This window comes from Paraburkholderia sp. Cpub6 (assembly GCF_014201065.1).
Classification (GTDB): domain Bacteria; phylum Pseudomonadota; class Gammaproteobacteria; order Burkholderiales; family Burkholderiaceae; genus Paraburkholderia; species Paraburkholderia tuberum.
Genome location: NZ_JACHDM010000034.1, coordinates 1 through 23900, shown reverse-complemented (window position 1 = coordinate 23900; position 23900 = coordinate 1). Strand labels below are relative to the sequence as shown.

At 60.7% G+C, this 23900-nt stretch carries 18 protein-coding genes and 1 pseudogene; 11 read left to right on the top strand and 8 right to left on the bottom strand.

What is annotated here, in order from left to right:
- Positions 1 to 304 precede the first annotated feature (304 nt).
- Complete coding sequence (locus HDG33_RS32960) at positions 305 to 730, top strand: glycine zipper 2TM domain-containing protein (protein WP_184039431.1); 426 nt, start codon at positions 305 to 307, stop codon at positions 728 to 730.
- 460 nt (positions 731 to 1190) lie between these two features.
- Here the strand turns inward: HDG33_RS32960 and HDG33_RS32955 are convergent, their stop codons facing one another.
- From HDG33_RS32955 to HDG33_RS32940, 4 genes are all read right to left on the bottom strand, one after another.
- Positions 1191 to 2267: a hypothetical protein gene (locus tag HDG33_RS32955; RefSeq protein WP_184039428.1), complete on the bottom strand. Its 1077-nt coding sequence runs from the start codon at positions 2265 to 2267 to the stop codon at positions 1191 to 1193.
- Between the two features lie 174 nt (positions 2268 to 2441).
- Complete coding sequence (locus HDG33_RS32950) at positions 2442 to 3119, bottom strand: carbonic anhydrase (protein WP_184039512.1); 678 nt, start codon at positions 3117 to 3119, stop codon at positions 2442 to 2444.
- Positions 3120 to 3129: 10 nt separating this feature from the next.
- Entirely contained in the window at positions 3130 to 4452 is a 1323-nt protein-coding gene (locus HDG33_RS32945) for a DUF2254 domain-containing protein (protein ID WP_184039425.1), read from the bottom strand.
- Positions 4453 to 4621: 169 nt separating this feature from the next.
- Positions 4622 to 7387 carry an MGH1-like glycoside hydrolase domain-containing protein gene (locus tag HDG33_RS32940; RefSeq protein WP_184039422.1) on the bottom strand — a complete coding sequence of 922 codons (2766 nt, stop codon included), beginning with the start codon at positions 7385 to 7387 and terminating at the stop codon, positions 4622 to 4624.
- Positions 7388 to 7592: 205 nt separating this feature from the next.
- Between HDG33_RS32940 and HDG33_RS32935 the strand changes: the two genes are divergently transcribed.
- A complete protein-coding gene (locus HDG33_RS32935; RefSeq protein ID WP_184039509.1) occupies positions 7593 to 9314 on the top strand; it encodes a dihydroxy-acid dehydratase in 1722 nt (573 codons plus the stop codon).
- 83 nt (positions 9315 to 9397) lie between these two features.
- Here HDG33_RS32935 and HDG33_RS32930 read toward each other — a convergent pair whose 3' ends face one another.
- Both HDG33_RS32930 and HDG33_RS32925 read right to left on the bottom strand, forming a co-directional pair.
- Entirely contained in the window at positions 9398 to 9607 is a 210-nt protein-coding gene (locus HDG33_RS32930; RefSeq protein WP_184039532.1) for a hypothetical protein, read from the bottom strand.
- A 102-nt stretch (positions 9608 to 9709) separates the two neighbouring features.
- Positions 9710 to 10633, bottom strand: coding sequence for a LysR family transcriptional regulator (locus HDG33_RS32925; protein WP_184039420.1), 924 nt, complete (start codon positions 10631 to 10633; stop codon positions 9710 to 9712).
- Positions 10634 to 10748: 115 nt separating this feature from the next.
- Between HDG33_RS32925 and HDG33_RS32920 the strand changes: the two genes are divergently transcribed.
- Positions 10749 to 11627, top strand: a complete 879-nt coding sequence (locus tag HDG33_RS32920; RefSeq protein WP_184039418.1) for an NmrA/HSCARG family protein — start codon at positions 10749 to 10751, stop codon at positions 11625 to 11627.
- A 209-nt stretch (positions 11628 to 11836) separates the two neighbouring features.
- On the opposite strand, the gene HDG33_RS32915 is transcribed toward HDG33_RS32920, so the two are convergent.
- Positions 11837 to 12640, bottom strand: a complete 804-nt coding sequence (locus HDG33_RS32915; protein ID WP_184039416.1) for a hypothetical protein — start codon at positions 12638 to 12640, stop codon at positions 11837 to 11839.
- Positions 12641 to 13761: 1121 nt separating this feature from the next.
- On the opposite strand from HDG33_RS32915, the gene HDG33_RS32910 reads away from it, so the two are divergent.
- The 8 genes and pseudogenes from HDG33_RS32910 to HDG33_RS32880 all read left to right on the top strand — a co-directional run bounded on the left by HDG33_RS32910 (position 13762) and on the right by HDG33_RS32880 (position 22686).
- Positions 13762 to 14883 (top strand): hypothetical protein, encoded by a 1122-nt coding sequence (locus HDG33_RS32910; RefSeq protein ID WP_184039414.1) that lies wholly within the window; start codon positions 13762 to 13764, stop codon positions 14881 to 14883.
- Positions 14883 to 16031 carry a zinc-ribbon domain-containing protein gene (locus tag HDG33_RS32905; protein WP_184039412.1) on the top strand — a complete coding sequence of 383 codons (1149 nt, stop codon included), beginning with the start codon at positions 14883 to 14885 and terminating at the stop codon, positions 16029 to 16031. Before HDG33_RS32910 ends, HDG33_RS32905 begins: the two co-directional genes overlap by 1 nt.
- Before the next feature lie 9 nt (positions 16032 to 16040).
- A pseudogene (locus tag HDG33_RS38505) lies at positions 16041 to 16334 on the top strand (zinc-ribbon domain-containing protein); the annotation flags it as partial.
- A gap of 732 nt (positions 16335 to 17066) precedes the next feature.
- A complete protein-coding gene (locus tag HDG33_RS37810; RefSeq protein WP_260330667.1) occupies positions 17067 to 17717 on the top strand; it encodes a hypothetical protein in 651 nt (216 codons plus the stop codon).
- Positions 17718 to 17735: 18 nt separating this feature from the next.
- The gene (locus HDG33_RS32895; RefSeq protein WP_184039407.1) at positions 17736 to 19505 is read left to right on the top strand and encodes a zinc ribbon domain-containing protein; all 1770 of its coding nucleotides are present in this window, start codon (positions 17736 to 17738) and stop codon (positions 19503 to 19505) included.
- Positions 19506 to 19549: 44 nt separating this feature from the next.
- Positions 19550 to 20254, top strand: a complete 705-nt coding sequence (locus tag HDG33_RS32890; RefSeq protein WP_184039404.1) for a hypothetical protein — start codon at positions 19550 to 19552, stop codon at positions 20252 to 20254.
- A gap of 778 nt (positions 20255 to 21032) precedes the next feature.
- Positions 21033 to 21815, top strand: coding sequence for a hypothetical protein (locus HDG33_RS32885; protein WP_184039401.1), 783 nt, complete (start codon positions 21033 to 21035; stop codon positions 21813 to 21815).
- A 4-nt stretch (positions 21816 to 21819) separates the two neighbouring features.
- Complete coding sequence (locus tag HDG33_RS32880; protein ID WP_260330666.1) at positions 21820 to 22686, top strand: hypothetical protein; 867 nt, start codon at positions 21820 to 21822, stop codon at positions 22684 to 22686.
- A gap of 561 nt (positions 22687 to 23247) precedes the next feature.
- Here the strand turns inward: HDG33_RS32880 and HDG33_RS32875 are convergent.
- Positions 23248 to 23472, bottom strand: a complete 225-nt coding sequence (locus HDG33_RS32875; RefSeq protein WP_184039398.1) for a hypothetical protein — start codon at positions 23470 to 23472, stop codon at positions 23248 to 23250.
- Between the last annotated feature and the right edge of the window lie 428 nt (positions 23473 to 23900).

Here is a 23900-nt window from a genome sequence, read left to right as displayed (position 1 = left end):
GTCCGTTGACTAAAGCGGAGCCGACGCCTGAACGTCCGACCGACGACGCATTCGAACGTCGGCTTGTGGCCGGCTACCGCCGAATGCGGTCCACAGTAGCCGAAGCACTTTTCCTTTTCACGACTCTACCGGAGGCGCGCACCGCACGTGGATCGCTTGCAGGCGCGTGACGCATCGTGGCCCGTTGGAGCGGGTGATGCCAACGCGTCCCGGCGAGCGACAACCGCTTACAAATCTCACAATAGCAGGGTCCACCGGTTTGATGGCATTGGCGTTCTTGCAGGCACATACCATGGAGCCAGCAATGAACACAAACCTGCCTTCCGATTCGTCCCCGCACAGCCGCATTCATCCTCTGGTCGCCGGAGCTGCCGTTGCTGTGATTCTCGCCGGCGGCACCGGCGTCGCCGCAATGACCGGTCTGCTTCCGACATCCCGAGCGGTAACGCCGACCACCGGGCTCGGCGCAGTAGGCGGTGCGGTGGCAGGCGGGCTGCTGGGCAACCAGGTTGCTCAAGGGCGCGGCCGTGTTCTGGCGACGATAGCGGGTGCGGTTGGCGGCGGCCTTGCCGGTAACGGTATCGAACATGCCGTACGCAAAGATGCCACCTACCAGGTGCAAGTCAGAATGCAGGGTGGCAGTTATCGAAACTTCAACTACGACACGCAGCCTACCGTTCAGGTTGGTGAGCGTGTGCGTGTCTATGGCGATTCGCTGAGTGCTTCGTAAGCACGCAGAGAACCGGAGGGCACAGCGCCTTACAAACGGTTACCAGGTTGACACTTCACGTTTATCTGCCAACTAGAGCTACACATATGGCTATGGGTACGAATACAACGACGACCGTGACAGGCACTGGCACCATGACCATGGTTGGCACAGGGGCTGGGAGCACCATCATCCATCACGGGAACGATGACGAATAGTCTGGCACTGCACCCAATTCGCGATATCGCAGCGTTGTGCTGAACGACGCCGAAGCCTCGTTCTATCTGACCAGGTGCTTACGCCTTTGCTGTAACAGTGAGGGGCTTGCGATCAATGGAACGGAAGGTGCGCCTAAGCGCTGGCCGTTCGCTTGATCGCCTGAAGGCGGGAGACCCGCTCGATGCGCCGCTCAAAACTGCATAAGGGCCCCTTCTCGGCCATCCAAACAGCGGGCGGCTGAATGCGGTCGACTGCGCAACCGTCAGCCGAATGCGTCCTCAACGAACGATGCATAACTCTGCGCATTGGCGAGCACGCGCGGTCCGAAATCCCTATCCTTTGCGAGCGCCCGGCATCGGCCCGGCATAAATGCCTGGTCGACGTCTATCGTCCCGGCCAGTGCATGAGTGAACTCGTGAATAAGGCCCGCGCCACGGCTAATGCTCGTTCCGTCATGAATCACCTGTTGTTCGAGACCGAAGAAGTCGATCGCCAGGTGTATGTTTATTTTCCCGTCACGGCGAACTGTCTTGAGGTCGGGGGCATAGGCCCGGACATTGGGGATAACGCTGCCGCCACCGTAATAGAGGCGCACTGGCCTCATCCGGATGCCCTTCCAGACGCATTGCAGCACCGCGCGCACCAACGCGCTTCTGGTTTGACTACCGGACAACCCCAGTTCTGAGCCGCCTTGGAATCCAAGCGCCGCGACATCCACTTTGTCGTCTGGATTACCGAAATAGCTGGTGAATGTTTCCTTGTACTGTTCCGGTATGCCGGACGAAGCGTGCAAAAGCCGCTGATGCATCAACGTCAGCAGATCGGTGGCGCTCTCGAAGGCATTTTCCGCGCCGAGGAGGAAAGTCGTTTGAACACTTTCGAAGCCGATCGACACACTGTTGAAGTTCTTCAACTGCAGACTCGGAAATCGCTTCGACTGGAAGACATCGCCCGTCGACAGAAGAATTTTCAACCGCATCTCGAGGTCGAGAATATCGCGCCTTTCCAGAATGGGTTTAGCCTTTCTGAGCGTATCCTCATCGAGATTCAGGACGATCGACATCGCCAGCAGCATGGCCGCGACGGCGATTCTCTTAGGATTGTCCGGTGTAGAAAGCAGCGTGCTTTCGCGCCGTAGACCGCAAACCGCCAGAGGATCGGTAATCAACTCACCCGCCTTCCTGACTGATGCGCCCCCCGCGTTTTCCCATCGGGAGACCTTTTTTTCGTGGTACTGCTGCAAGTCACGAAATTTTCCGGGACTGCCGTCAATGCCCTCGATGCCGCCGGGTGGCGCGTGCTTTTTGATGTATGTCCACAGCGTGTTCAAATCGGTCATGTAGGCCTCGTCAGTGTGAGTTCAATGCCGTTGCCAACAGGCGCTGCATGCCACGTTCTGGCAACCAAGTGTGCGGAAGCGAACATTGAAACAGAACTTGCCGTCTGCATCGCGAAGCAGGGATTGCATTGGTCGCTAGCGACATGCCGGTCCCGTCGCGGGCTTCGCAACCCGTTATCTCGCCCGTGCGGCAAGGCGCGCAATCATCCGATCAGCCATTGTGCGATCGATGACTGCGAATGAGCGGCTCGTGCGCTCATAGGCATACATGGCGCCCGTCGCGATGTCGAACCACCAGCCGCTCAATACGAGTGCCCCGGCCGTGACCTGCTGGCGGACGATCGGGTAGGTCATCAGGTGCTCGAGTTGCACGAGTACGTTGAGTTGCGACAATTGATCGTGCGCTTTCAAGCTGTCGTCGAGCGGACCTTCCTGTTCGAGGCGAAACGCTGCGTTGTTGGCGTGGCATAGCCATTTATCGAGGTTTGGTGATTTCAGCTTGGCGTGCCTGGAGAATACGGCCTTCATCGCGCCGCACTCCGAATGTCCACACACGACGATATTCGCGACTTTCAACACCAGCACGGCATATTCGATCGCGCTTGCCTCGGAAAGATCTCCGGTAGAGACGCCCTCCGCAGTCGCCGGTGGTATCAGATTGCCCACGTTGCGCATCGTAAAGAGATCGCCGGGATGGGTCGATGCAAGCAGATCCGGCACGACCCGGCTGTCCGAGCACGTTATGAAGAGCGCATCAGGTGTCTGCGCGAGCGCGAGTTTGCTGAACTGCTGCGCGTATTGCGGCAGCAATTTCTCCCGGAATTCAACGATGCCCATGATGAGTTTTCGCATGGTTTGCCTCTCAAAGGACCGGTTGCCTTGCTGTCGAGCTTTCCGAGCCTCCAAGCCCTTGCGAGTCGGGGATACGGGCCAGCGCCAGGTCCTCCGGAAATGGATGCTTCGAGCCGATCGCACGGTCCAGCAGGGTCAGCTCGACACGCAAGGCGTCGTGACGATGCTCCGGCAAGCACTGAAGGAGATTCTCTATCGCCGCGCGCTGACGCCGCGCGATCTGAATGCTGCCCGCGCCGTACTGACGTATCTCACGGAAACTGATATGCACGAAATCTTCCCAGTTCGGCGTTCGATAGATGACGCGCACAAGTCCGGACTTATCCGTCATCTCTTCGGAGTACAAAGACCGTTTTCCGACTACACGCAATAGCCGCTGCAACTGATCGATGGCCAACACGGCCGTTGTTGGATCGTTGATCGCAGCCGACAACGCTTTCAGCGCAATATCAACAAGGATGCGAAACGCGAACATAGGATCCTGTTCCATCGCGCGTTCAGTCCCGAAAGCAACCAGTGTACGCAGCCGGTTTTCATCGATTGCGTCAGAGTCTCCGTACAAATAAAACAAGGGTTCGTCCACCGCGACAAAGTCGCCGACTTGCGGCACGAATTCGATAACCGAGTTAGTGCGCCTCGCCTTGGCGACAAGTCTTTCGAGATTCACGGCCAGAACGATGCCGGATGTACCGCTATGGCGAACAATGCGGCCAGGGACGCCTCGCTCGTGGTCAAGTCTCGGCGGGGTGGTCCGGCCCGTCGCTGGGTCGGGATAGACGCTTTCGATGACCGCGATCCCGTGCTCCCCAACCCGAGCCACGAGGCTTACTGGACGCAGGCATTTCGCCGCATAATCAATCAGGAAAAGGAATGCGACGACAGAAGCGAATCCGAATAGCGCTGCAATGAATACCTGAAGCTGGTGCACCTCGCTATCACCCATCCAGCCCAGGGTTCTGTTGGCGAACAGAAGCGTGAATACGAACAATCCCGAGATGCTGCGGATCACGTTATCGCGCAGCAAGGTCGTCGCGATGATCCGCGGGGTATATTGACCGCCAGCGACCTGGATTGCGACGAGCAGCGAACCGAAGGTAAACACCAGAAACGCCAGGTCTGCGGAAACGATGTCGCCGACAAGTGACCGCGCTCCAGTCATGGACAGCGCAAAAAGGCCGGTTTTCGGATCGAGGATGTCGTGTCCGATCATCCACCTTCCCAGCATTTCAGTGAGCGGCTTTACCACGGCATAGATCGCCACCGCGACGAGCGGTACCGTCCACAGGGAAGATCTGAGGTAACTCTTCAAGCTGTACCAGCGGTTCCAGTCCATGTTTGCGCTCTTCCTACGATTCATGCGGCAGCGGGGGCCGAAACGTTCGCGGTTCGCCTTTGACGATGCACGTGACCTTCAGGTCGGTCAATCAGACTTTGGTCCGATAGGTCGAGGACATAGAGTCTCGGGAATCGCGTCTCGATCGATTCCGGATTTTCGAGCCCGTCTATCGCGCCATCGCGGGCAGCGCGTCTTCGGCGACGGGCGCGCCTGCCGGCACGTTTTCGGCAGTGACATCGGCCGCCACGTGGGCCAGCTTCATCAGACGCGGCTGAAGCAGCAGCGCGACGAGACCGCTCCAGCCGGTCTGGTGCGAAGCGCCGACGCCACGTCCGCTGTCGCCGTGAAAGTACTCGTGGAACAGCACGAGATCAGACGAGCGCGGGTCGGCCTGCAACTGCGGATAAGCCGCCATCACGGGCCGCACGCCGTGCTCGTCCTTGAGAAAGAGGGTAGTGACACGCCCCGCGAGACCGTCGGCGATCTCGCTGAGCGAGCACCGGTTGCCCGATCCAGTTGGATATTCGATGCGGAACTCGTCGCCGTAGTAGCGATGGAATTCATATAGCGATTCGATCAGCAGATAGTTGACGGGCATCCACACAGGCCCGCGCCAGTTCGAATTGCCGCCGAATACGCGCGAGTCCGATTCGGCCGGCTGATATGCGATGCAGACATGCGCGCCGCCATGATCGAACTCGTATGGTGTGTCGCGATGCACGCGTGACAGCGCGCGCACGCCGTGATCGGACAGAAATTCGTCTTCGTCGAGCGCGCGGCGCAGCAGTGCCGTCATCCGGTATCCGCGCAGCAGCGAGAGCAGCGTGGTGTTGCCTTTGCCGGGTTCGGTCCAACGCGATACGAGTTTGGCCAGATTGGGCCGGTGATCGAGAAACCACGCGAGCCGTTCTCGCAGGCCGGGCAGGTGGCCGTATATGCGTTCTTCGAGCACATGCACGGCGAACAACGGAATCAGGCCGACGATCGAGCGAACGCGCATCGGCACACGGGTTCCGTCTGGAAGATGCAGTACGTCATAAAAGAATTCGTCGTGACCGTCCCATAGCCCCGTTCTGCAACCTTCGCTGCAACCGACGGCTTCTGCGATATACAGGAAATGCTCGAAAAACTTCACCGCGATTTCGACGTACGCGTTGTTCGTCATCGCGAGTTCGAGTCCGATCTGCATCAGGTCGAGCGCATACGAGGCCATCCAGGCGGTGCCGTCCGCCTGGTCGATGCGGCCGCCCGTCGGCAGCGGGGAAGAGCGGTCGAAGATGCCGACGTTGTCGAGCCCGAGAAAGCCGCCCTGGAAGATGTTGCGGTCCTCTGCATCCTTGCGGTTGACCCACCACGAAAAGTTCAGCAGCAACTTGTGGAACATCACCTCGAGAAACTTATGGTCACCGACGCCCGTGACTTCACGGTCGAGTTCGTACACGCGCCACGTCGCCCATGCATGAACGGGCGGATTCGCGTCGCCGAATGCCCATTCGTAGGCGGGCAACTGCCCGTTCGGATGCATGTACCGTTCCTTCACGAGCAACAGCAGCTGTTTCTTCGCGAAGTCGGGGTCCATCATGGCGAACGCGGCGGCATGAAACGCGAGATCCCAGGACGCGTACCACGGGTACTCCCACTTGTCCGGCATCGATACGACGTCGCCGTTGCACATATGCCGCCAGTCGGCATTGCGCCCGTGCCGGCGTCCTTTCGGGGGCTTCGGCTGACCGGGGTCGCCGTCGTGCCAGCGCGTCACGTCGAACTGGTAATACTGCTTCGTCCATAGCATGCCGGCGAGCGCCTGGCGTTGCACGAGCCGCGCATCGGCGTCGCTGATGTCGTGCTGGAGCGCGGCGTAGAACTCATCGGCCTCCGCGATCCGGCGCGCGAACAGCGCTTCGAAGTCGAGCGGCACGTCGTCGCGCGTGATGCCCGGTAGTGCCGCCGGACGCCAGCGCAGATACAGCACCGCGCGCTCGTGCGGCGCGAGCGACAGGGCCACATGTGCGGCGGCGCGGGTGCCCGCGTCGCGGCGTATCGCGTGCTCCTCGCCATCGACGAGGTAATCGTTGAAGCCATCCTTGAACGGGCCTGCGCCGGCGATGCCGAAAAGGCGGCGGACGTTGGTTTCGTTTTCGCAGAACAGCCATTCGATCGGCTGCGGCGCCGAGGCCGTGACGATCATCGTGCCCAGCGCGGGATTGTGCGCGAGCACGCGCGCGCCCTCGGCGGACTCCGGCTCGAACGTGAGCGACGGCTTGCCGGGCTTGCCTGACCACGCCCAGCGGTTGCGCGCCCAGAAGAGCGGCAGCAGATGGAGTGGCGCGTGCTGATCCGCGCGATTTTCGACGGTTACGCGCATCACGATGTCGTCGGGTGTGTGCTTCGCGTACTCGACCCAGACGTCGAAATAGCGATCGTCGTCGAACACGCCCGTATCGAGGATTTCGTATTCGGGCTGATCGGCGCCGCGCCGGCCGTTTTCCTCGATCAGGTCCTGATACGGGTACGCATCGTGGGGGTATTTGTACAGCATCTTCATGTACGAGTGCGTCGGCGTGCCATCGACGTAGAAGTAAAGCTCCTTCACGTCCTCGCCGTGATTGCCTTGCGCATTGGTCAAGCCAAACAGCCGCTCCTTCAGGATGGGGTCGCGCCCGTTCCAGAGCGCGAGCGACACGCACCAGTCGAGTGGGTCGTTGCCGAATCCGGCAATGCCGTCCTCGCCCCAGCGGTACATGCGGCTGCGCGCATGCTCGTGGGGGAAATACTCCCATGCGGTTCCGTAGTCGCTGTAGTCTTCGCGAACGGTGCCCCATTGCCGGTCGCTCAGATAAGGCCCCCAGCGGCGCCAGCAGTCGAGGTCCTGGCCATGCAGACGGAATCCTTCCTGCGAATGGAGCAGATCGTTTGCGCGTAGCGATGACATGTGACCTCCCAAACCGGGATCGACCGTCGAACACGTTCAGTGCGTGAGTCCCCGCCCATCCCGTCACGCGTGCGGCGCCGGGCGGTATCTGGATGATAGGCGTCGTTTAGACTTATCGAGGTCGGAAGCCGTCTCGTTCCTGGTTTCATCTGACGTTTTCTTTCGCTGTATCCGCGCTGCATCGCCTGATCGTAAGGAACTGGAAATGAATCAAAAACCGCGTGGCCTCGACAATGGCCTGACGAACTACGGTGATCAAGACTTCGCGCGCTATCTGCGCCGGTCGTTTGCCAAATCGATGGGCTACACCGGCGAATCGCTCGACAAGCCGATCGTCGGGATCTGCACCTCGGAGAGCGGTTTCAATAACTGCCATCGCCACTTTCCCGAAATGATCAAGGCGGTCGAGCGCGGCGTGCTCGCGGCGGGCGCATTGCCGGTCGTATTTCCGGTGATGTCGCTTGGCGAGGTCTTCCTTTCGCCGACTTCGCTGGTCTATCGCAATCTGATGGCGATGGCCGTCGAGGAAATGATTCGTGCCCAGCCGATGGATGCGGTGGTGATGCTCGGCGGATGCGACAAAACCGTGCCGGCGATGTTGATGGGCGCGATCTCCGCGGAGCGGCCCGCCGCAATGGTGGTGGCCGGTCCGATGATGACCGGGCGACATCGCGGCGAGCGGCTTGGGGCGTGCACGGACTGCCGGCGCTTCTGGTCGAATTTCCGCGCGGGGAACGTCTCGGCGCAGGAGATCAGGCAAGTGGAGGGGCGTCTGGCGGTCACGGCGGGAACGTGTGCGGTCATGGGCACGGCGTCGACCATGGCGCTGATCGCGGAAACGCTGGGCATGATGCTGCCCGGTTCGGCGGCGATTCCGGCCGTGCACGCGGATCGTCTGCGCAATTGCGAAGAAACCGGAGCGCTGGTTGCGCGCATGGCCCTCAATGGCGGACCGAAACCGGCCGGGATCGTGACGCCCGCGTCGGTGCGCAATGCCTTGCGCGTGCTGCTCGCGGTCTCCGGTTCGACCAACGCCGTGATTCATCTGGCGGCGATTGCTGGTCGTATCGGACTGAAGATCGATTACGACGAGTTCAACCGGCTGTCTGATGAAACGCCCGTACTCGTGGATCTCAAGCCGGTAGGCAACGGTTACATGGAGGATTTCCATGCAGCCGGCGGGCTGGAGGGCGTTCTGCGCGGACTGATGCCCCAACTCGATCTGACTTGTCGCGATATCGCCGGGCAGAGTCTCGAGGAGCGTTTGAACAAGCCGCTTGCCGATCCGATCGATACGGCCGTGATCCGCTCGACGGAGAAACCGGTCAGTCCCGATGGCGGGCTGATTGTTCTAAACGGGAGTCTGGCGCCCGGCGGTGCGGTTCTGAAGCGCGCCGCCGCTACTCCCGAACTGCTCGAACACGAAGGGCGTGCCGTGGTATTTACCTCGCTCGAAGATCTGGCCGCGCGCATCGACGACCCGGGTCTGGACGTTCGCGCGGACGACGTTCTCGTATTGCAGAACGCGGGGCCGCGCAGTGCTTCAGGCATGCCCGAGGCCGGCTATCTGCCGATCCCGCAGAAACTTGCGCGGGCGGGGGTGAAGGACATGGTGAGGATTTCCGATGCGCGCATGTCGGGCACGGCGTACGGGACCATCGTGCTTCACGTGACGCCAGAAGCGGCGCTCGGTGGCCCGCTGGCGCTGGTGCGCAACGGCGATCGGATCCGGCTCTCGGCGCGGGACAAGCGGATCGATCTACTGGTCGACGAGGTCGAGCTGGCGCGTCGTGCCGCTGAGATTCGTCCGGCGCAAGGGATGTATGCGCGCGGTTACCAGCGGCTCTATCACGATCACGTGCTCTCTGCCGCCGCAGGGTGCGACTTTGATTTCCTCACCGCGTTTCCTTCCGAAGACCTTAAGTAGCGGGTGCTTTTTCAACTCCCTGACCGAAGTGCCCGCGCGACTCGATCTGTTCGGCGCCTGATCAAGCGCAAACGACGAAGAGTTCATCCCTCACCGGAGGTGTCGTCGAAGATTGCGGATTGCCTGGGCCACAGTGTTTCGGGGCGACCCAGCAGATCACCGGGGAAAAGAAGCGAAATGTAGGGGGTATCGGGTCCCGCTGGGTTGCGGACTACGAGCCGGTTCAACCGACCATCCGCCGCAGCCTGTTCGATGGCGGCGCCATCGTCGAGTGTCGACGGCGGATTCAACATCTGAACGTCCGCGCAACGGTGCGGGCGAATGACGCTTCATGGCCGACTGCTGCCTGCTGGCGTTCAAGGCTGGATTGCGTCGCCGCGCTACCACAGAGAAAGCTAGCGGCGCGGAGAATCATTGGAGCTGCTAGCGCCACCCCATTTGCGCTCCCGACCCGGCAACTCCTGCAGCATAGTCATGAACGCTCGCACCTTCGCGCTCAGAAGCCGGCGCGAATTGTAAAGGGCCCAGATTTCCACGGGCGAGCCCGCCTTTCCCCAACAGGCGAGTCTTCCTGTCGACACATCATGCTCAACCAGCAATCTGGGCAAGAGCGCCGCGCCTACGCCCTCGAGCACCGCGTCACGCACCATCAGCAACGATGACAGCCGCAACACGGGCATCGGCCTGATCGCTATCGCACCACCGTCTTCCGTTCGCATGTGCCATAACGCGCCTGATGGTGCCGCGGCCGACATAACGGCCGGCACCTCCAACCCGGTTGCATCGGGTGCCGGTCTCGAAGGTATCGACATGCCCGGCGCCGCGACCACGAGGCGCTCGTCACCGAGGATGCGCCGTCCCACGAGCTGCTCGCCATGCGCCGGGTCGATACGGATAACGAGGTCGTAGCCGTCCTCCACCGGATCCACGATGCGGTCTTCTGCAATGACCTCAAGTTCGACCTGCGGATAGGCGAGCGCAAAGCGCGCAGCGATCCGGCACAGCACGACGTGCGCGAAAACGACAGGCGCACTGATGCGCAGCCGCCCGCACGCCACCGGGGCGCGTGAGGCGAGCGCTTCACCCGCCTCCTGAATCTCAGCCATGAGCCCCCGCGTGCGTTCATGGAGTGCAACGCCCTCGTCTGTCAGACGCAGCCTGCGTGAGCCTCGCTCGATCAGCCGGACGCCGAGGCTTTCCTCGAGCTCGGCCACGCGCCGCGAGAGGGTGGCCTTGGGGCGGTCGAGCGCCCGGCTGGCGGGCCCAAAGCCACCGTGCAGTGCAACTGCATTGAAATCGCCGAGCGACGTCAAATCCATGATCGTTCCGTTTACGAGACGAAGTGTATGAATTCTGGCACTTTCGACTATTGAGCGAAACGACTATTGTTTGTCTCACGGGCGGACCCAGCCCATCCACTTCAAGGAGATACCCATGGCAGTCCTCGTTACAGGCAGCACGGGCGTGATCGGTAAGCAGGTTATCGAGCATCTGGGCGGCAGCGGTGCCGAGGTACGCGCGCTGACCCGCACACCGGAGAAAGCGCGATTTTCTGGTGGCGTCACCGCAGTGAAGGGCAACCTGTCCGACGTCGACGCGGTGCGGCAGGCGATGATCGGCGTCAGCACGTTGTTCCTGCTTGTGCCCAACGTCGCGGACGAGCTGACTCAGGCGGTGCAGACCCTGAGCGTCGCACGGGAAGCGGGTGTGAAAGGCGTGGTTTATCTGTCGGTGTTCAAGGGCGCCGAATACGTCGACGTGCCGCACTTCACCAGCAAACATACGGTCGAGCGCATGATCGAACACCTCGACCTGCCGGTGACAGTGCTGCGCCCCGCGTATTTCATCCAGAACGACGTCCGGCAGAAAGACCCGCTGCTTTCGCACGGCGTCTACGGCATGCCAATTGGCGCGAAAGGCATTTCCATGGTCGACGTCCGTGATATCGGCGAGGCTGCCGCGCGCGAACTGCTGCGCCGCGAGCGTGGCTCCAACCCGCTGCCGGGCGAGACGTACGAACTCGTCGGTCCTGACGTGATCAATGCGCAGACCGTGGTTTCGATCTGGGCCGAGGCGCTGGGACGTCCCGTCCGCTACGGTGGCGACGATCTCGACGTCCTTGAGCAGCGCCTCAGGTCGGTTGCTCCTGCCTGGCTCGCATACGACATGCGGCTCATGATGGGCCGGTATCAGCAGGACGGCGCGGTCGCGTCCAGCGCGGAGGTCGAGCGTCTGGCGACGCTGCTGGGACGGCAACCGAGATCCTATCGGGACTTTGCCGTCGCCATGGCTGCGGCGTGGGCTAAGGACTGACCTCTCAGGATACGCGATCGCGACTTTCAGAGGCTGGCACGCGCGACGGGGGGCTTGACGGGGCCGACCCCTGCTCGCGGGTGTATTCCGCTGCTTATGAAGGCCGCGTGGATATCGACCCAGCGTGACGCTCGTCGCTTCAGGGAGCGGTCGTCCGTAAATCGTCTCCAGAAGCACGAGCGATTCAACGCGTTTCCCGCCGACTTCGGTCAGGGCCTCGCATCCTCTGGCTTGGGGCTCCTGGCATCAGCAAAGCGGCTTTGTACCGCGACGAGTTGGTCATCAGTGGTCGCCACCAGCCACAACCGTGCGTGCTCCGCGATTTGGCGGTTGTGGTCCTTCAACGGGCCCATTGCCGCGGCGGACTTCCAGACCACGGGGCCAATTCGGCTGCTCCTGCCCGACGGCGCACCCACCAGCAGGCAGTATGGCCCCAGAGGAAGCGAGACAAACGGAAGGGCCGGACTAGCGCGCACGCGCCAGTCGATGAACGGCGCCTCGCTGATGAGCAGGGGCGTGGGCAAGCCGTAAAGCACACTGAAATCGTACAGCGCCAATTGCTCGCGCATGCCCGCGTAGATACGTCGGATATCGTCGACAACCGCAGCGCGGATTTCATCCTCGAACATGGGTTCTTGCGCATAGCGTGCGGCGGCCTGCCGGGCGCTCAACTGATATGCGCTGAACAGGCCGAGTTCCATGCAGTCCTGCACTGCGCGCTGGACCTCCACGATAGTGCCGGCCTCCTCGGGCCTGCCTAACTGCGCTGCCCTCAAAAACCGGGCGAGCCCCGCTTCCTGGATCGCAGGACCTTCCACAGGCGCATCGTCGTCAGCATTCTTATCGAGCGGCACGTGAATGTATTCTTCGGCCGCGAAGCGCGACTTCTTGCCTTCGTCAAACTTGATTTCGCCATCGGTGCAGTCCAGATATCGGGTACCGATTCGGCCATGCTCCCAAACCCAATTCTTCAGGAGCGGACGTAGCGGATGCAGTCTGTCTTGATTAGCCATCGAAGCCTCCAGGTGCCCCAGTATAGATCCACATGACCGCTTGCTACGTTGGGGAGGGATATGGCATCAAATCTAACCAGTGGATCGGCCTTTTCAAATCAGGCTTTGGGTCTCGCTGGCTAGGCACAGACTGGCCAGATCGGCCGCCCTCGAAATGCTTGACGGGGACGGACTCAGGGCTTGTGGCAGCCGCTCAGCGACCTCGCAGAGCCGTTCGCGACCGTCTCAAATTGGCCGAACCTTGCCAATCGTTGTGCGATCGACAAGTGTCGTGTCATGACCGGCAGCACGCGACCCTTTGCCGACGGTCGGGTCGCCGCGATTCCAACGGCAGGTATCAGAGTGGAACGGCCATACTGCGCCTTCATCTATCGACTCGTGTTCGGCCGTTGCCAACCATCGCAGATAGGACCGCGTGCTGCCGCTGCAGGTCGCTTCGATGGCATTCGCAAGCCGTGCCGGTGAATGACGGTGACAAAGGCGGCATTGCGCTCAGACGCATGGGCCTCGGAAACGGAGTCAATTAATATCCAGGTCTTGTCGGGAGCCGGCCTTCCTGAGGGATGAACGGCGGCGATGACTATATGGGAACTTAGATGTCGAGCGACAGCACGCACCGCGAATCTGTGTCTGGGGCCGCGCGATTTGATCGGGCTTGCCGACGAATGAACGATATCGATCATTCGTGCTCTCATAACCGCTGCAGACTTCCATCGCGCAGGTCGCGACAGTCGGTAGGGCCCATATGAATGCATCACGCCAGGACCGCTTCATTCAATGGCGCGAAGGAACCGGCTTCACATTCAAGACTGAATAAGCCAATCACAGTGAATTCTTTAGTGCACGCGCATATGCAAATTGCATAAAAGGAAACCGAAAATTCAGAAGCCCGGTATGCCTATGTCATTGCGCCGATTGTCCGACCCGGGCAATAACATCTTTCTATTTACAGCACAAGTTTTCGGCCAGGGCAGAGCGAATTGATAAGAAAATCATTAAGCACCTATTAAGTTCATTGTCGCCGAACCGTTAACACGCTTTGGCGTCCGCACTCAAAGTGCGTTATCGCTTTATCCGACGGGTTATCAAGCCCGCTTTCGAATGCGTTTCTCGGGGAAACAATGTCATCATCCAAAGACGCGATCCGCGGATCGCTTGTCGTTCTTGAGGCCGTGGACGCGGCGCGCAATACGCGTGCTTTCCTGCTTTTTATCGTTTGCGCGATCGTCGCTCTTGTCATTGCGGGCATCTTCATCGGAATTGCCGGCACGCTCGCCAGCAACGGCGCATTTCTTATCGGTGGACTTTTCTCCATCATTGGTTCTCTCGCGGCAGCGATCATTTTTGCCACTGGCGTATCGGCGGCAGGCAAAACGCTGATGGACCAGATCCAGGGACGCCCCGCGCTGGGCGTGAGCGATGCTCTGGTCGCCGGCGTGATGACGCTGCCCAAGCTCGCGGCGATCTTCCTGATCGAGATCGCGATCCTGTTGGTTTTCATGATCGCGCTCGCGATCGTGCTCTTCATCTGCAAGATTCCGTTCCTCGGTCCGCTGCTCTACACAGTGGTCTATCCGATTGCCTCCGTGATCGGCGGCATTTTGTGGTTCAGCTTCATGTTCGTCGTGAATCCGCTCGCCGCGCCGGCCTTCTGGGAAGGCTACGGTGTAGGCGCGGCGCTCAGCACGCTGGGCATGAATCGCGGCGCACTCAATATTGGCCGCCTGCTGCCGCCACTCGTTCAACAGATGGTGCTGCTGTTCGTGGTAGGCGTTGTGGCTTTCATTGCTTCGGCCATCGTGTTCGGCGGCTCCGCATTCGTGGCGACGGTTGCGAGCGGCATCATCGGCTTTGGTGGAAGTCTCGTCTCGCTCTATACGGGTTTTGCCCTCGGCGGCATGGGCGCACTGGGTGGCGGCATGGGCGGCTATCTGCTCGCAACGCTCGTGGGAGCCAGCATTCTTGGCGCGCTTGTCTACACGTTCCCGCTGCTCGTCTATCTCGCCGGTACCTGCAACATCTTTTTGAATCTCGCCGGCACCCACGCCGCACCGGACGCCCCGACGCTGAGCGACGCGCCCGTTGATCCCGCGCCGCGTTCACCGCTTCCGCCGGCTGCGCCGGCTGAGCAAGCCGTTGCGCCCCACAGCGCGTCGCGTACCTGCGCGGCTTGCGCCGCACCCTCCGAACCCGAAGACACCTTCTGCGGCGAATGCGGAGCCGATCTGCGGCGAGGTGCGTGATGGCGCGCTTTTGCGTCAAATGCGGCAGCGGCGTTGGCTCCGACGCGCGCTTCTGCGACGAGTGCGGCGCGCCGGTGCGCGCCCGTACGCCCGCGCATGCCGCACAACCACCCACGGCCATACCGCGAACTCAGCTTGCCGCCGCGCCCATCGACATTAACTGGCGCAGAGTCGGCTTGCTGGGCGGCGTCGGCGTGGCCGTGCTGCTGGTGGCGGGCGGCGTGGCGGCATTCTTCGCGATGCCGCCCTCCACGCCGTCCGCCGCGGACCTCGGCGAGCTTCTGAACGCCGACAAGACGACAGTCGCCAACGCAACCTGTCTTAGTGATTTCGCCTACGAAAAAAACACAGTGGTCGTTGGCGGCTTCGACATTAACACCAAGCAGTTGCTGCAGGTCCTTACCGAAGCCGGCATCTACGGACCGCCGAAGCCGGTCACCAACGGATTTCTGTTCGGTGGCGGCCAGCAGTATTCGCATACGGCGCTGGGAGAAAAGAAGATTCGTGACGGCAAGCTTTGCTTTGCCGATGGACTGACTGTCGTCACCGTGCAGTTCGCGAAGCCCGTGAGAATCGACGAACGGTGGCGCGCACAAGGCAGCTACAACTACACATACCGGCACGCCGACGCCTGGATTCAAACGCCCGAGGCGCAGCGCGCCGAGCCGGAACGCTTCGCCGATCTGCCCAAAAGCGCTCACATCGCCCTCGTCAAGAACGAGTACGGCTGGCAGCTGGACAACGGTACGCCGATCGGCAGCGGATTCGGCCTGCCGAACGCGCTGCAAAACCGCGCGGACAATATCGACGCCAGTTCGGGCGATGGGCTCTTCCAGAGGATCACCAGCGCGGTCTCGGCAATGTTCGGCTCGCGGCCCCGGCTCGTCGGCAAGTGGCGAGACGACCAAGGCTCGGGCGACTCAATCGAATTCACGCGCGACGGTGCGATCCTCGGCGGTAACGGTGCGCCGGTCACCGTCGAAACCGACCACGCCGACTCCAAACGCACCTACCTGACGCGTGCGGGTGTGCGCCTCGGCACGATCGAACTCATCGATAACGATCACCTCCAGATTTCCTTCGGCTTTGGGACGGCGCGCTTTCATCGCGTCGGCGAGCGAACGCGCATTGTCCGGCCACGACCATAGAGACCCAATATGCGCTGTCAGAAATGCGGCTTTTCCAACAGCCCGACCGCCAAGTTTTGCAAGCAGTGCGGTACGGGCATACCACGCGGCCCGGGCGCTGCCCCGCAGTCCACTGCGGCGGTCTCGCCTCCCGCAGCATCCGCCCCCTCGGCACCGCACACGTTCGCGACTAGCACTCCGGTTGAAGTCGCCCCGGACTTTGCGGCGCCAGCGGGCGAAAGCGGTTCCGAGGCAGCGCTCGCTACGTCCGGATCATCAGAGTGTCCGCGATGCGGGACCTCGCGAGTGCCTGGCAAACGTTTTTGCCGTCAATGCCGCTTCGACTTCATGACGCCCGATCCGAAGTCGCAAACCCTCGAGGCCGGGCCGGGGCAATACCAAACGTCCGCACCTGTCCAGCCCGCATCTGGCGATAGCGACCGGACCGTGCATGCTGTGCGCGAGCCTGCGCTGGCAACGATGGAAAGCACAACGCAAGACACTGTCGCCGAGGCAAACACGTACGATGCGGACGTCGCCGCCCGCCCGACTTCGACCGCCACCCGCGATGCTGAACCTGCAACGGACATGTCGGCATCCGCGGCGCCTGCGGCCGCGACCGCGAGTGAAGCAGAGTCCCTTCAGACTTGCCCGCAATGCGCAACCGGCCGCACGCCCGGCAAGCGTTTTTGCCGCGCGTGCCGCTTCGACTATGCGGTGCGGGAGCAGGCCAACGAAGCTGTGGCGGCCGCGGCGGCTGAAGAAGCTGGGAAGATGTTCCCTGAAGCAGATGAAGCACCGTTCGAAACGACGAGTCCCGCTTCGCAGACTGCGCATACCGAAGCGTCACAGCCTGCGGACGACACTCGTAGTGCGGCCGCCGGCGCGACGGCCGAGACCGCGGATACCACTCCGCTAGGCGTCGCGCCAGCTGCTAGTCCCGAGTGCTCGTCTGGACAGGCGGCGCATGCGGGCCTACGCGCCAACGATGCCGCGCAGGCGCCGGAGAAAGGTGGGGTGAAAAAGGCGTGGGTCATCGGCGGCGCGGCGGTGGTCGTGGTCGGCATCGCCGTTGGCGCGGGTCTTCTGATGCGCTCGCATCGCGCGCCCGCCAGTACGGACGACGCAAGCGCACCGACAGCAGCGTCCGTACCATTCAACGCCTTGCCAAGCTCACCAAGCTCGCAAGCCCTGGCTGAGGCTCCGGCACCCGCATTGGCCGCTTCGGCATCGGACGTTGCCGCGACGCCAACGCAACCGCCTACTGCAAGCGAGACGACCGCCGCGTCCGCGAATGCACCGGTAACGCAAGCCACCTCGCAGCCCGACACCGCGGCCAGCGCCCCGGCGCCCGCCCAGCCGCAGCCACAACCACAAGCGCAACCCACGCCGCAAGCTACCTCGCCGATGCCGGCACAGACTGACGCGAAAGAACCCACATCACCCGCGCCGCGTCAGCACGAAAAGCCGAAAAAGAGCACGGCGTCGGCCGACCGCGACGCTGGCGAGAACGCCACGATCCGCGCGGCCATCGCAGGCAGCCTGTTGGACGGTGCGAGTTGCTTCGGCAACAAGAAGTTCGACTGCGCGATCTCGAATGCCGATGCCGTGTTGCGCCTTGATCCGCGCAACGCGCAGGCCCTCTCGCTGCGCAAGCGCGCCAAAATTGCCCAGCAGAGCGCGCTGAACAGCATGTCAATCGAATAATGTTGCCCGGAGCCCTCGATGTCGTTTGAATTCAGTTCCCCTGGCGATCGCCTGAACCTGCCGAATCCGTTCCGCGTCGAAAACTGGTTCCGCTTTGCAGCCGCCGCGCTCCTGTTTCTCGGCGGCATGGCAGCCTTGCTGTTGAGTCGTCACAACCTCGCGGCAAACCACGGGGCATGGGCGTTCCTGCCTCTCGCGATGGGTATCTTCCTGCTCGGCAGCGGCATCAACTACGCCCGCATCGGCATGATGCAGTTGCGCTTTTATTTCGGGCGCGGGCAGCCGCTCGGGCTCAGCGAAGAGATCCAGGCTGGCAATCAGGATGCGATCACGAACAATGCGCAGGAGTTGCAGAACCGCATGCGTTCGGGCGCGCTGTGGTTCGAGGAGCCCAAAGGTGCACTCAACGGGTTGCTCTATTCGCTGATCCCGGGGCTCATCTATGCGCCGATTCCAATCCGGCGCCTGGCGCAGCTGCAATTCCAGTCCGGCCTGGCGCTGGTGGCGACGTTCCTGAGCTTCGTCATTGCGACCATCGGTTTCGACAATCCGTCCGATCGCGCATGGGTCGCGTTGTTGTTCTTCGGCTTCACGTTTTTTCTGCTGCTCAGGCCGATGGCGCAAGACCAACAGACCGGTACGTCGCTCAGCCCGGCCGGTTTGATCGGCTTATTGTTGGTTGCAGTATTCGCGCCGATCGTGATACCGCTCGTATCCACGCGCCTGCCCGATCTGAGCTGGTTGCCGCTGACCGCCCAAACCTTCGCGCTGCTGATCTGCGCGATCGCGGCAGTCATGCTGTTCTTCGTCGCGCTGGTGCGTCAGACCGTGGTTACCCCGCGCACGAGCATGGGCAGCGAGATTGCCACGGTGTCGATGAACGGCCAGCCCAAGCAGCTCCTCGATGAACTCGAACGTCATCTGCAACGGCGTTGGGTCGAGCAGATCCCGAACCGGCGCTATGCACGACAGACACCGAGCGTAGCGGGTCAGTCGGGTCAGTTCACTGGCCAGCTGTTCGAGGAAACGCAGCCACTCCCGCGCGAGGACATGCGCCGCGTCGATCTCAAACGCGCCTTCACCGAGCCGCGCTACCAGTGGCTGGTCGGCCTGAACACTTTCGGCGTCGCACTCGTCGCCGTCGCCGTGTTGTGCCTGTTGTGGTTCGCGACGGCGTTCGCGAAAGCGCCCACCGACGTGCAAACGGCCGCGCTTGGCTGGGCGACGTTCGGCAGCGCGATGCTTGCGGTCGGCGCGTTCTGCCTGCGCGCGGGTCACATGCTGTGGGCCCGTTTCGATTTCCTCTCGAAGCTCGTCTGGGTGCAGTTCGACGGCAATTTCCAGCGTTCCCGCATGAACCTCGGCGCGCAATTCAGCGACCGCGTGCGCACGGAAAGCGACGTGATCGCCGTCCACGACATGTCGGTTCGTGTCTGGGTCGGGGAAATCGACTCGGTCACGTTCGGCCGTGACCACCGTCGCATGATCGTCGGCATGCGTGGCCTGCCGGACGACGCGCGCGAGATTCGCCAGCTTATCGAGCAGTGCGCGCAGCAGCAGACCGTGGTCGTTGCGCCGACCTCGCAGCGCGATATCGAAAAGATCGCCGTGGCGAATGCGCTCAATCGCGCCGGCGATGGCATGGCCGAGCATCTTTTGACGCCGCAGACGCGACAGATGTTCGACGGCCACGCAGCACCGCATCGTGCGACGGCTTGCGGCACGTGCGGCGAAATGCTCGAGGCCGATTCCAGGTTTTGCGACAGTTGCGGCGTGCAAGTTCAGTAGCGGCCGCTCGATATCTTCTATTTGACCGAATCTCCGAGGAAGCAATGGATGTGATCTACGTTTCGAAGCGGGTGATCGCGGGCGTCACGCTCGCCACCGTGCTGGCCGGTTGCGCCGACATGAACGACGCCAAAGCCAAATTCGCCAGTGTTTCGTGCAATCCACTGATCGCTGGCGTTGGCGGTGCCGCGATCGGCGCGATCGTGGCGGGCGGCAACCGTGCGGCAGGCGCCGCGATCGGCGCGGGTATCGCGGCGATCGTATGCGCCGCGGTGGACTATGAGGCAAAACAGATCAAGACCGCCCAGCAGGCCCAAGCCGACTATCAGGCCGGGCACGGTGGCCGGATGCCTGAGCAGGCGTCGGTGGTCTGGTACACAACATCGTTCGAGCCCGCGTCGATTTCGGCTGGCGAGAAAGCGACGTTGCATTCGTATATCGAAGTCGTCAAGGGCAAGCGCGACACCGTCGATCCAACGATCGAGGAAGAAGCCACCATCTACAAACCCGACGGCTCGGTCGCAAAGTCCGTGCGCAAGCCGGTCAACCAGACGGCAAGCGCCGGCGCATTCACCAGCAGCTTCACGATCCCGATGCCGCAGGGAGTGCCGCAGGGTTCCTATCCGGTCAAGTCGACGCTGTACGTCAACGGCGTCCAGATCGCCGAACGCAAGGTCGATCTGCAGGTCGTCGCGGGCAGCCCCGACAATCGAACCTACGCGATGAACGCAACGCGGACCGTCAATTGATCTTCTCGACCGAGGGCATTCCCATGTACAAGTTCGTCACTGTTTAAGGCGCTTGCGGCAAACCTTACGACACCGGCGCCTGCGAGCGTCACGCCAACCGCATGGCTGCCGAAGGCTACTGGCTAGTTCAAGTGGACCAGTCGTCGACGGCAACCTGCGGTGGCTCGAAGAGCGCGCTCGTGATGGTGTTCCGCCGCCGCATCAGCGAACTCACACTTTCGATCCACCAGCGACGTAGAACACCGCGCGATCTGTGGATCGCTTTGAGCAGTACAACAATCATCTATTTGCAGCGGCCTAGGCTGTTGAAGCGACAACAGCCGGCTAACCACCGTTACCAAAATCCTGTTTCTCGCGCAGCGCCGCATTGCGATACGAGATGACGATGCGAGGTTTTCTTCTAAGATTGAGGCAATTGCTTACAAACTGTTACAAACTCTCAGGCCGGCTGATAGAATCACGATAGTCACCCGAGGGGTTGGTTGGTGGCCGCAGTACCACAATAATCTACGAATAAAAGGATAAAACTATGTCAGTGGGCTTTACGAAAAGCGTCTTCGCTGGTTTGTTCAGTGCTTGCATATTGGCGGCGTGTGGCGGCGGAGGCGGCGGGGACAGTGGCACTTCGGCGTCAAATTCGAATTCAAGTTCAAATCCCACTCCTGTCGGTGTTATTACCTCCGCTAACGCTCCGGATGCTGTGGCATATGCGTATTCCGGGGTACAGGGTTTAAGCACCCAAAGTAATACGGGGGCATCCCTCGCAACTGGTGTGTCCGTGAACGTCCCAACCGCCGGCCTGATCACAGCCTCGCTTACGCAGCTTTATAAAGGCCTTGATGTACAACCAGTGAACCTCGTGACCGGTGTAACGGCCTCGACCACATCTGCTTGCACAACTGGCGGGACAATTTCGGTATCTGTTACCGAAGCGGTTGCGGGGACAGTCAGCAACGGCGACAGTATGGTGATTACCGCCAATAACTGCGCGGAAAATGGCGAGGTAATGAACGGCGCGATCACTTATGGATTTAGCAACATTTCCGGCGCAATTGGTTCGAGCACGGCATGGGGTGCTACGCTCACCCTCAATTACGCCAATATGACTCTGGAAAGCGGCGGCGTCACTATCGGTGCGAACGGTGATATGACACTAAGCTACAGCCAATCCAGTTCCGCAGTGGCCACTGCTACTGTCAGCGGATCGTCGCTCCAGATGAACTTGACGGAGAGCAATGGAACGGTCATTAGCCGTAAGCTGACGGCCTATAATTTTAGCAGCTCAATCAATGGTAGCAGCAATACCTTCAGTTCAAACTTTACGTTGACTGGCAGTTCGCCGGCGCTTGGCAACGTCACCTTCACCGTGAAGACCAACACACCGTTCAATGCCATTGGCGCAGCGAATCCATCGGTTGGATCGATGACGGTAACTGCGGCAGACGGGAGCAGTGCAACGCTTACCGCAATTGACAGCATCAATGTCAAAATCGATATCGATAACCACGGCGTTAATCAAACCATCAACACCACCTGGGCCGATTTGATTAGCCGAATTTAAGGGAATGTTATTGGCTAATGGGCGCGTTTGCGCGCCCATTTTTTATTGGCCTCGCCAGATAAAAACATATTTCTTGCATTCCATGAGGCAATTAGTTCTATTTGTCGTTCTGACCACGGGATTGGTTAGTGGTACTTCGGCCTTTGCACAGTGGGAATTTTCCGGTGCAGGGGGAGTTCGATACGTAACCAACGATGAAGTTGACACCAACGGAAAGCAGCTAGTAGAAGAACACGGCTTCCTTCCGGGCGTTGAATTAAAGGCGAACTACAGAAGAGGAGACTGGCTGGTCAACTTGGGCGGTGAAATTTATGGAGGCAATCTTGCCTATGACGGCCAAATGCAAAGCGGAACGGCATTTTCAACGGACACGAGAACCACACAGTTTCGTATGACGACTGAGGTGGGGCGATATCTCTCCGATGCAGTGTTACTCCTTGCGGGCGCCGAATGGGATTATTGGAAGCGGGATATTCTGGGGCAAGGCGCCACATTGGGACTGCAGGAAGAATACAACTCCTGGCGATTTCTGGCTGGAGCACAAACACGTGTTCTGCAAGCGTCATGGTCGGACATCTATCTGACGGGCTTGCTCGTCGTATCTTCCCCCGAGCATCTCGAAGTGAATTTCGATAATCAGCTATTTGACCAGGCAAACCTATCGACTAAAGCTGCAATCGGCGCACGGTTGGCACTCGAAGTACGGCCAAAAGCAAGCTCCCACATCAGTGTCGAGAGTGATTTCGAATGGATGCGTATTGGTCGCAGTGACGAGGCAATATTGAGTAAAGGCGGCTCTCCAGTCGGGACAGTCGTGCAACCTGAGCACGTACGTAAAGCGATTGGTATAAAGGTGAAATATCGTTTTTAACTTATTCACGGTTAAAGAGTGAGTGCGAGATAGACCGTTACGTTTAGATGTCAGCACCCGCTATAGGCTCTTCGGTCGGCCGCAACGGTTCATTCAGTTCGATGCATCATCACCGCCCGAACGGCGCGTAACTTATGTGAAGCCTACACCTGCATGTTGGCATGTTGGCTCTATGCCGCAACTGAACGTCGCCTTGAGGCGGCGGATTCAACCGGTTGATGCAATCGGCTCAGGAAGCGCACGAACAGTCGTTTGGACTACCGGTGTCGAAGGGGAGGCGCATGCAATAGAAGATCGTCCTGAGCGTGGTGATCATCCGGTCAATGGAAGCGATCGTCTCTGCTTGCGAGGCTCTTCAAACTCATCGAAAGAGAGCCTAAGGCGCCCGGCGCGCGGCGGGCACCATCAGTCAGTGCACGTTGACTTGCCAGCGCAGAACCGGTGCGCGGCCCCGCTCGGCATCAACCTGGAATCAGTGGAGGCCGAGATTATTGACCCGGACGTGAAGACATTCGCAATCGTGCCACAATTGGAGGCGGCCAATATCCCAGTGTCAGTGCTTCAGGCCACCGCTGTCGTAACGCTATCTTCCAGGTTCAGATTACGGACGACACCCGTTGAGCCTATATGGGCGAATACCGGGTCGGCGCTCGGAAAGAGATCCGCAATCGTAAAGAACCTACCGTCGAACTGACCGGTGAACGGCGTCGCGGGATTGAAGCCGAGCGTGGTAAAGGCTGCGTTGCTCGCGTCGATGTTTTTACCGAGCGCATAGTTGCCGGTCATGTTGTTCCCGACGTTCTGCAGGTCAGTCACCGAATTGACGAATTGATAGCCAGTGATTGCGTGATCAGGCCGCTATAGCCCGGGACGGTCCACGACATGTTGCCGATCTAAGTGCCTGCGCTGTGGCTGCCGTTCATATCGTAGAGCACGCTGACGATGCCTCTGCTCTTCGACCAGTCGATCGTGCCGCTGTTGACGATCCGCAACTGGGCGCGTCGCCTACCCCGTGCTTGAGAAAGAGCGTCGCCGCCCTTCGTTCGATCGCCCGTGCGACCTCAATGGTTGCACGGGTGGAATTGCAAAACTTGCCCAGATCCTCTGTTTCCGTGAATCGCTAGTGTCGTGAGTTAAAAATTCATTGAAATATGTTCGCTGCGTACTAAAGTGTCTTGTGTAGCACTGGTATGAGGACGTGGCGATGAGCGGAA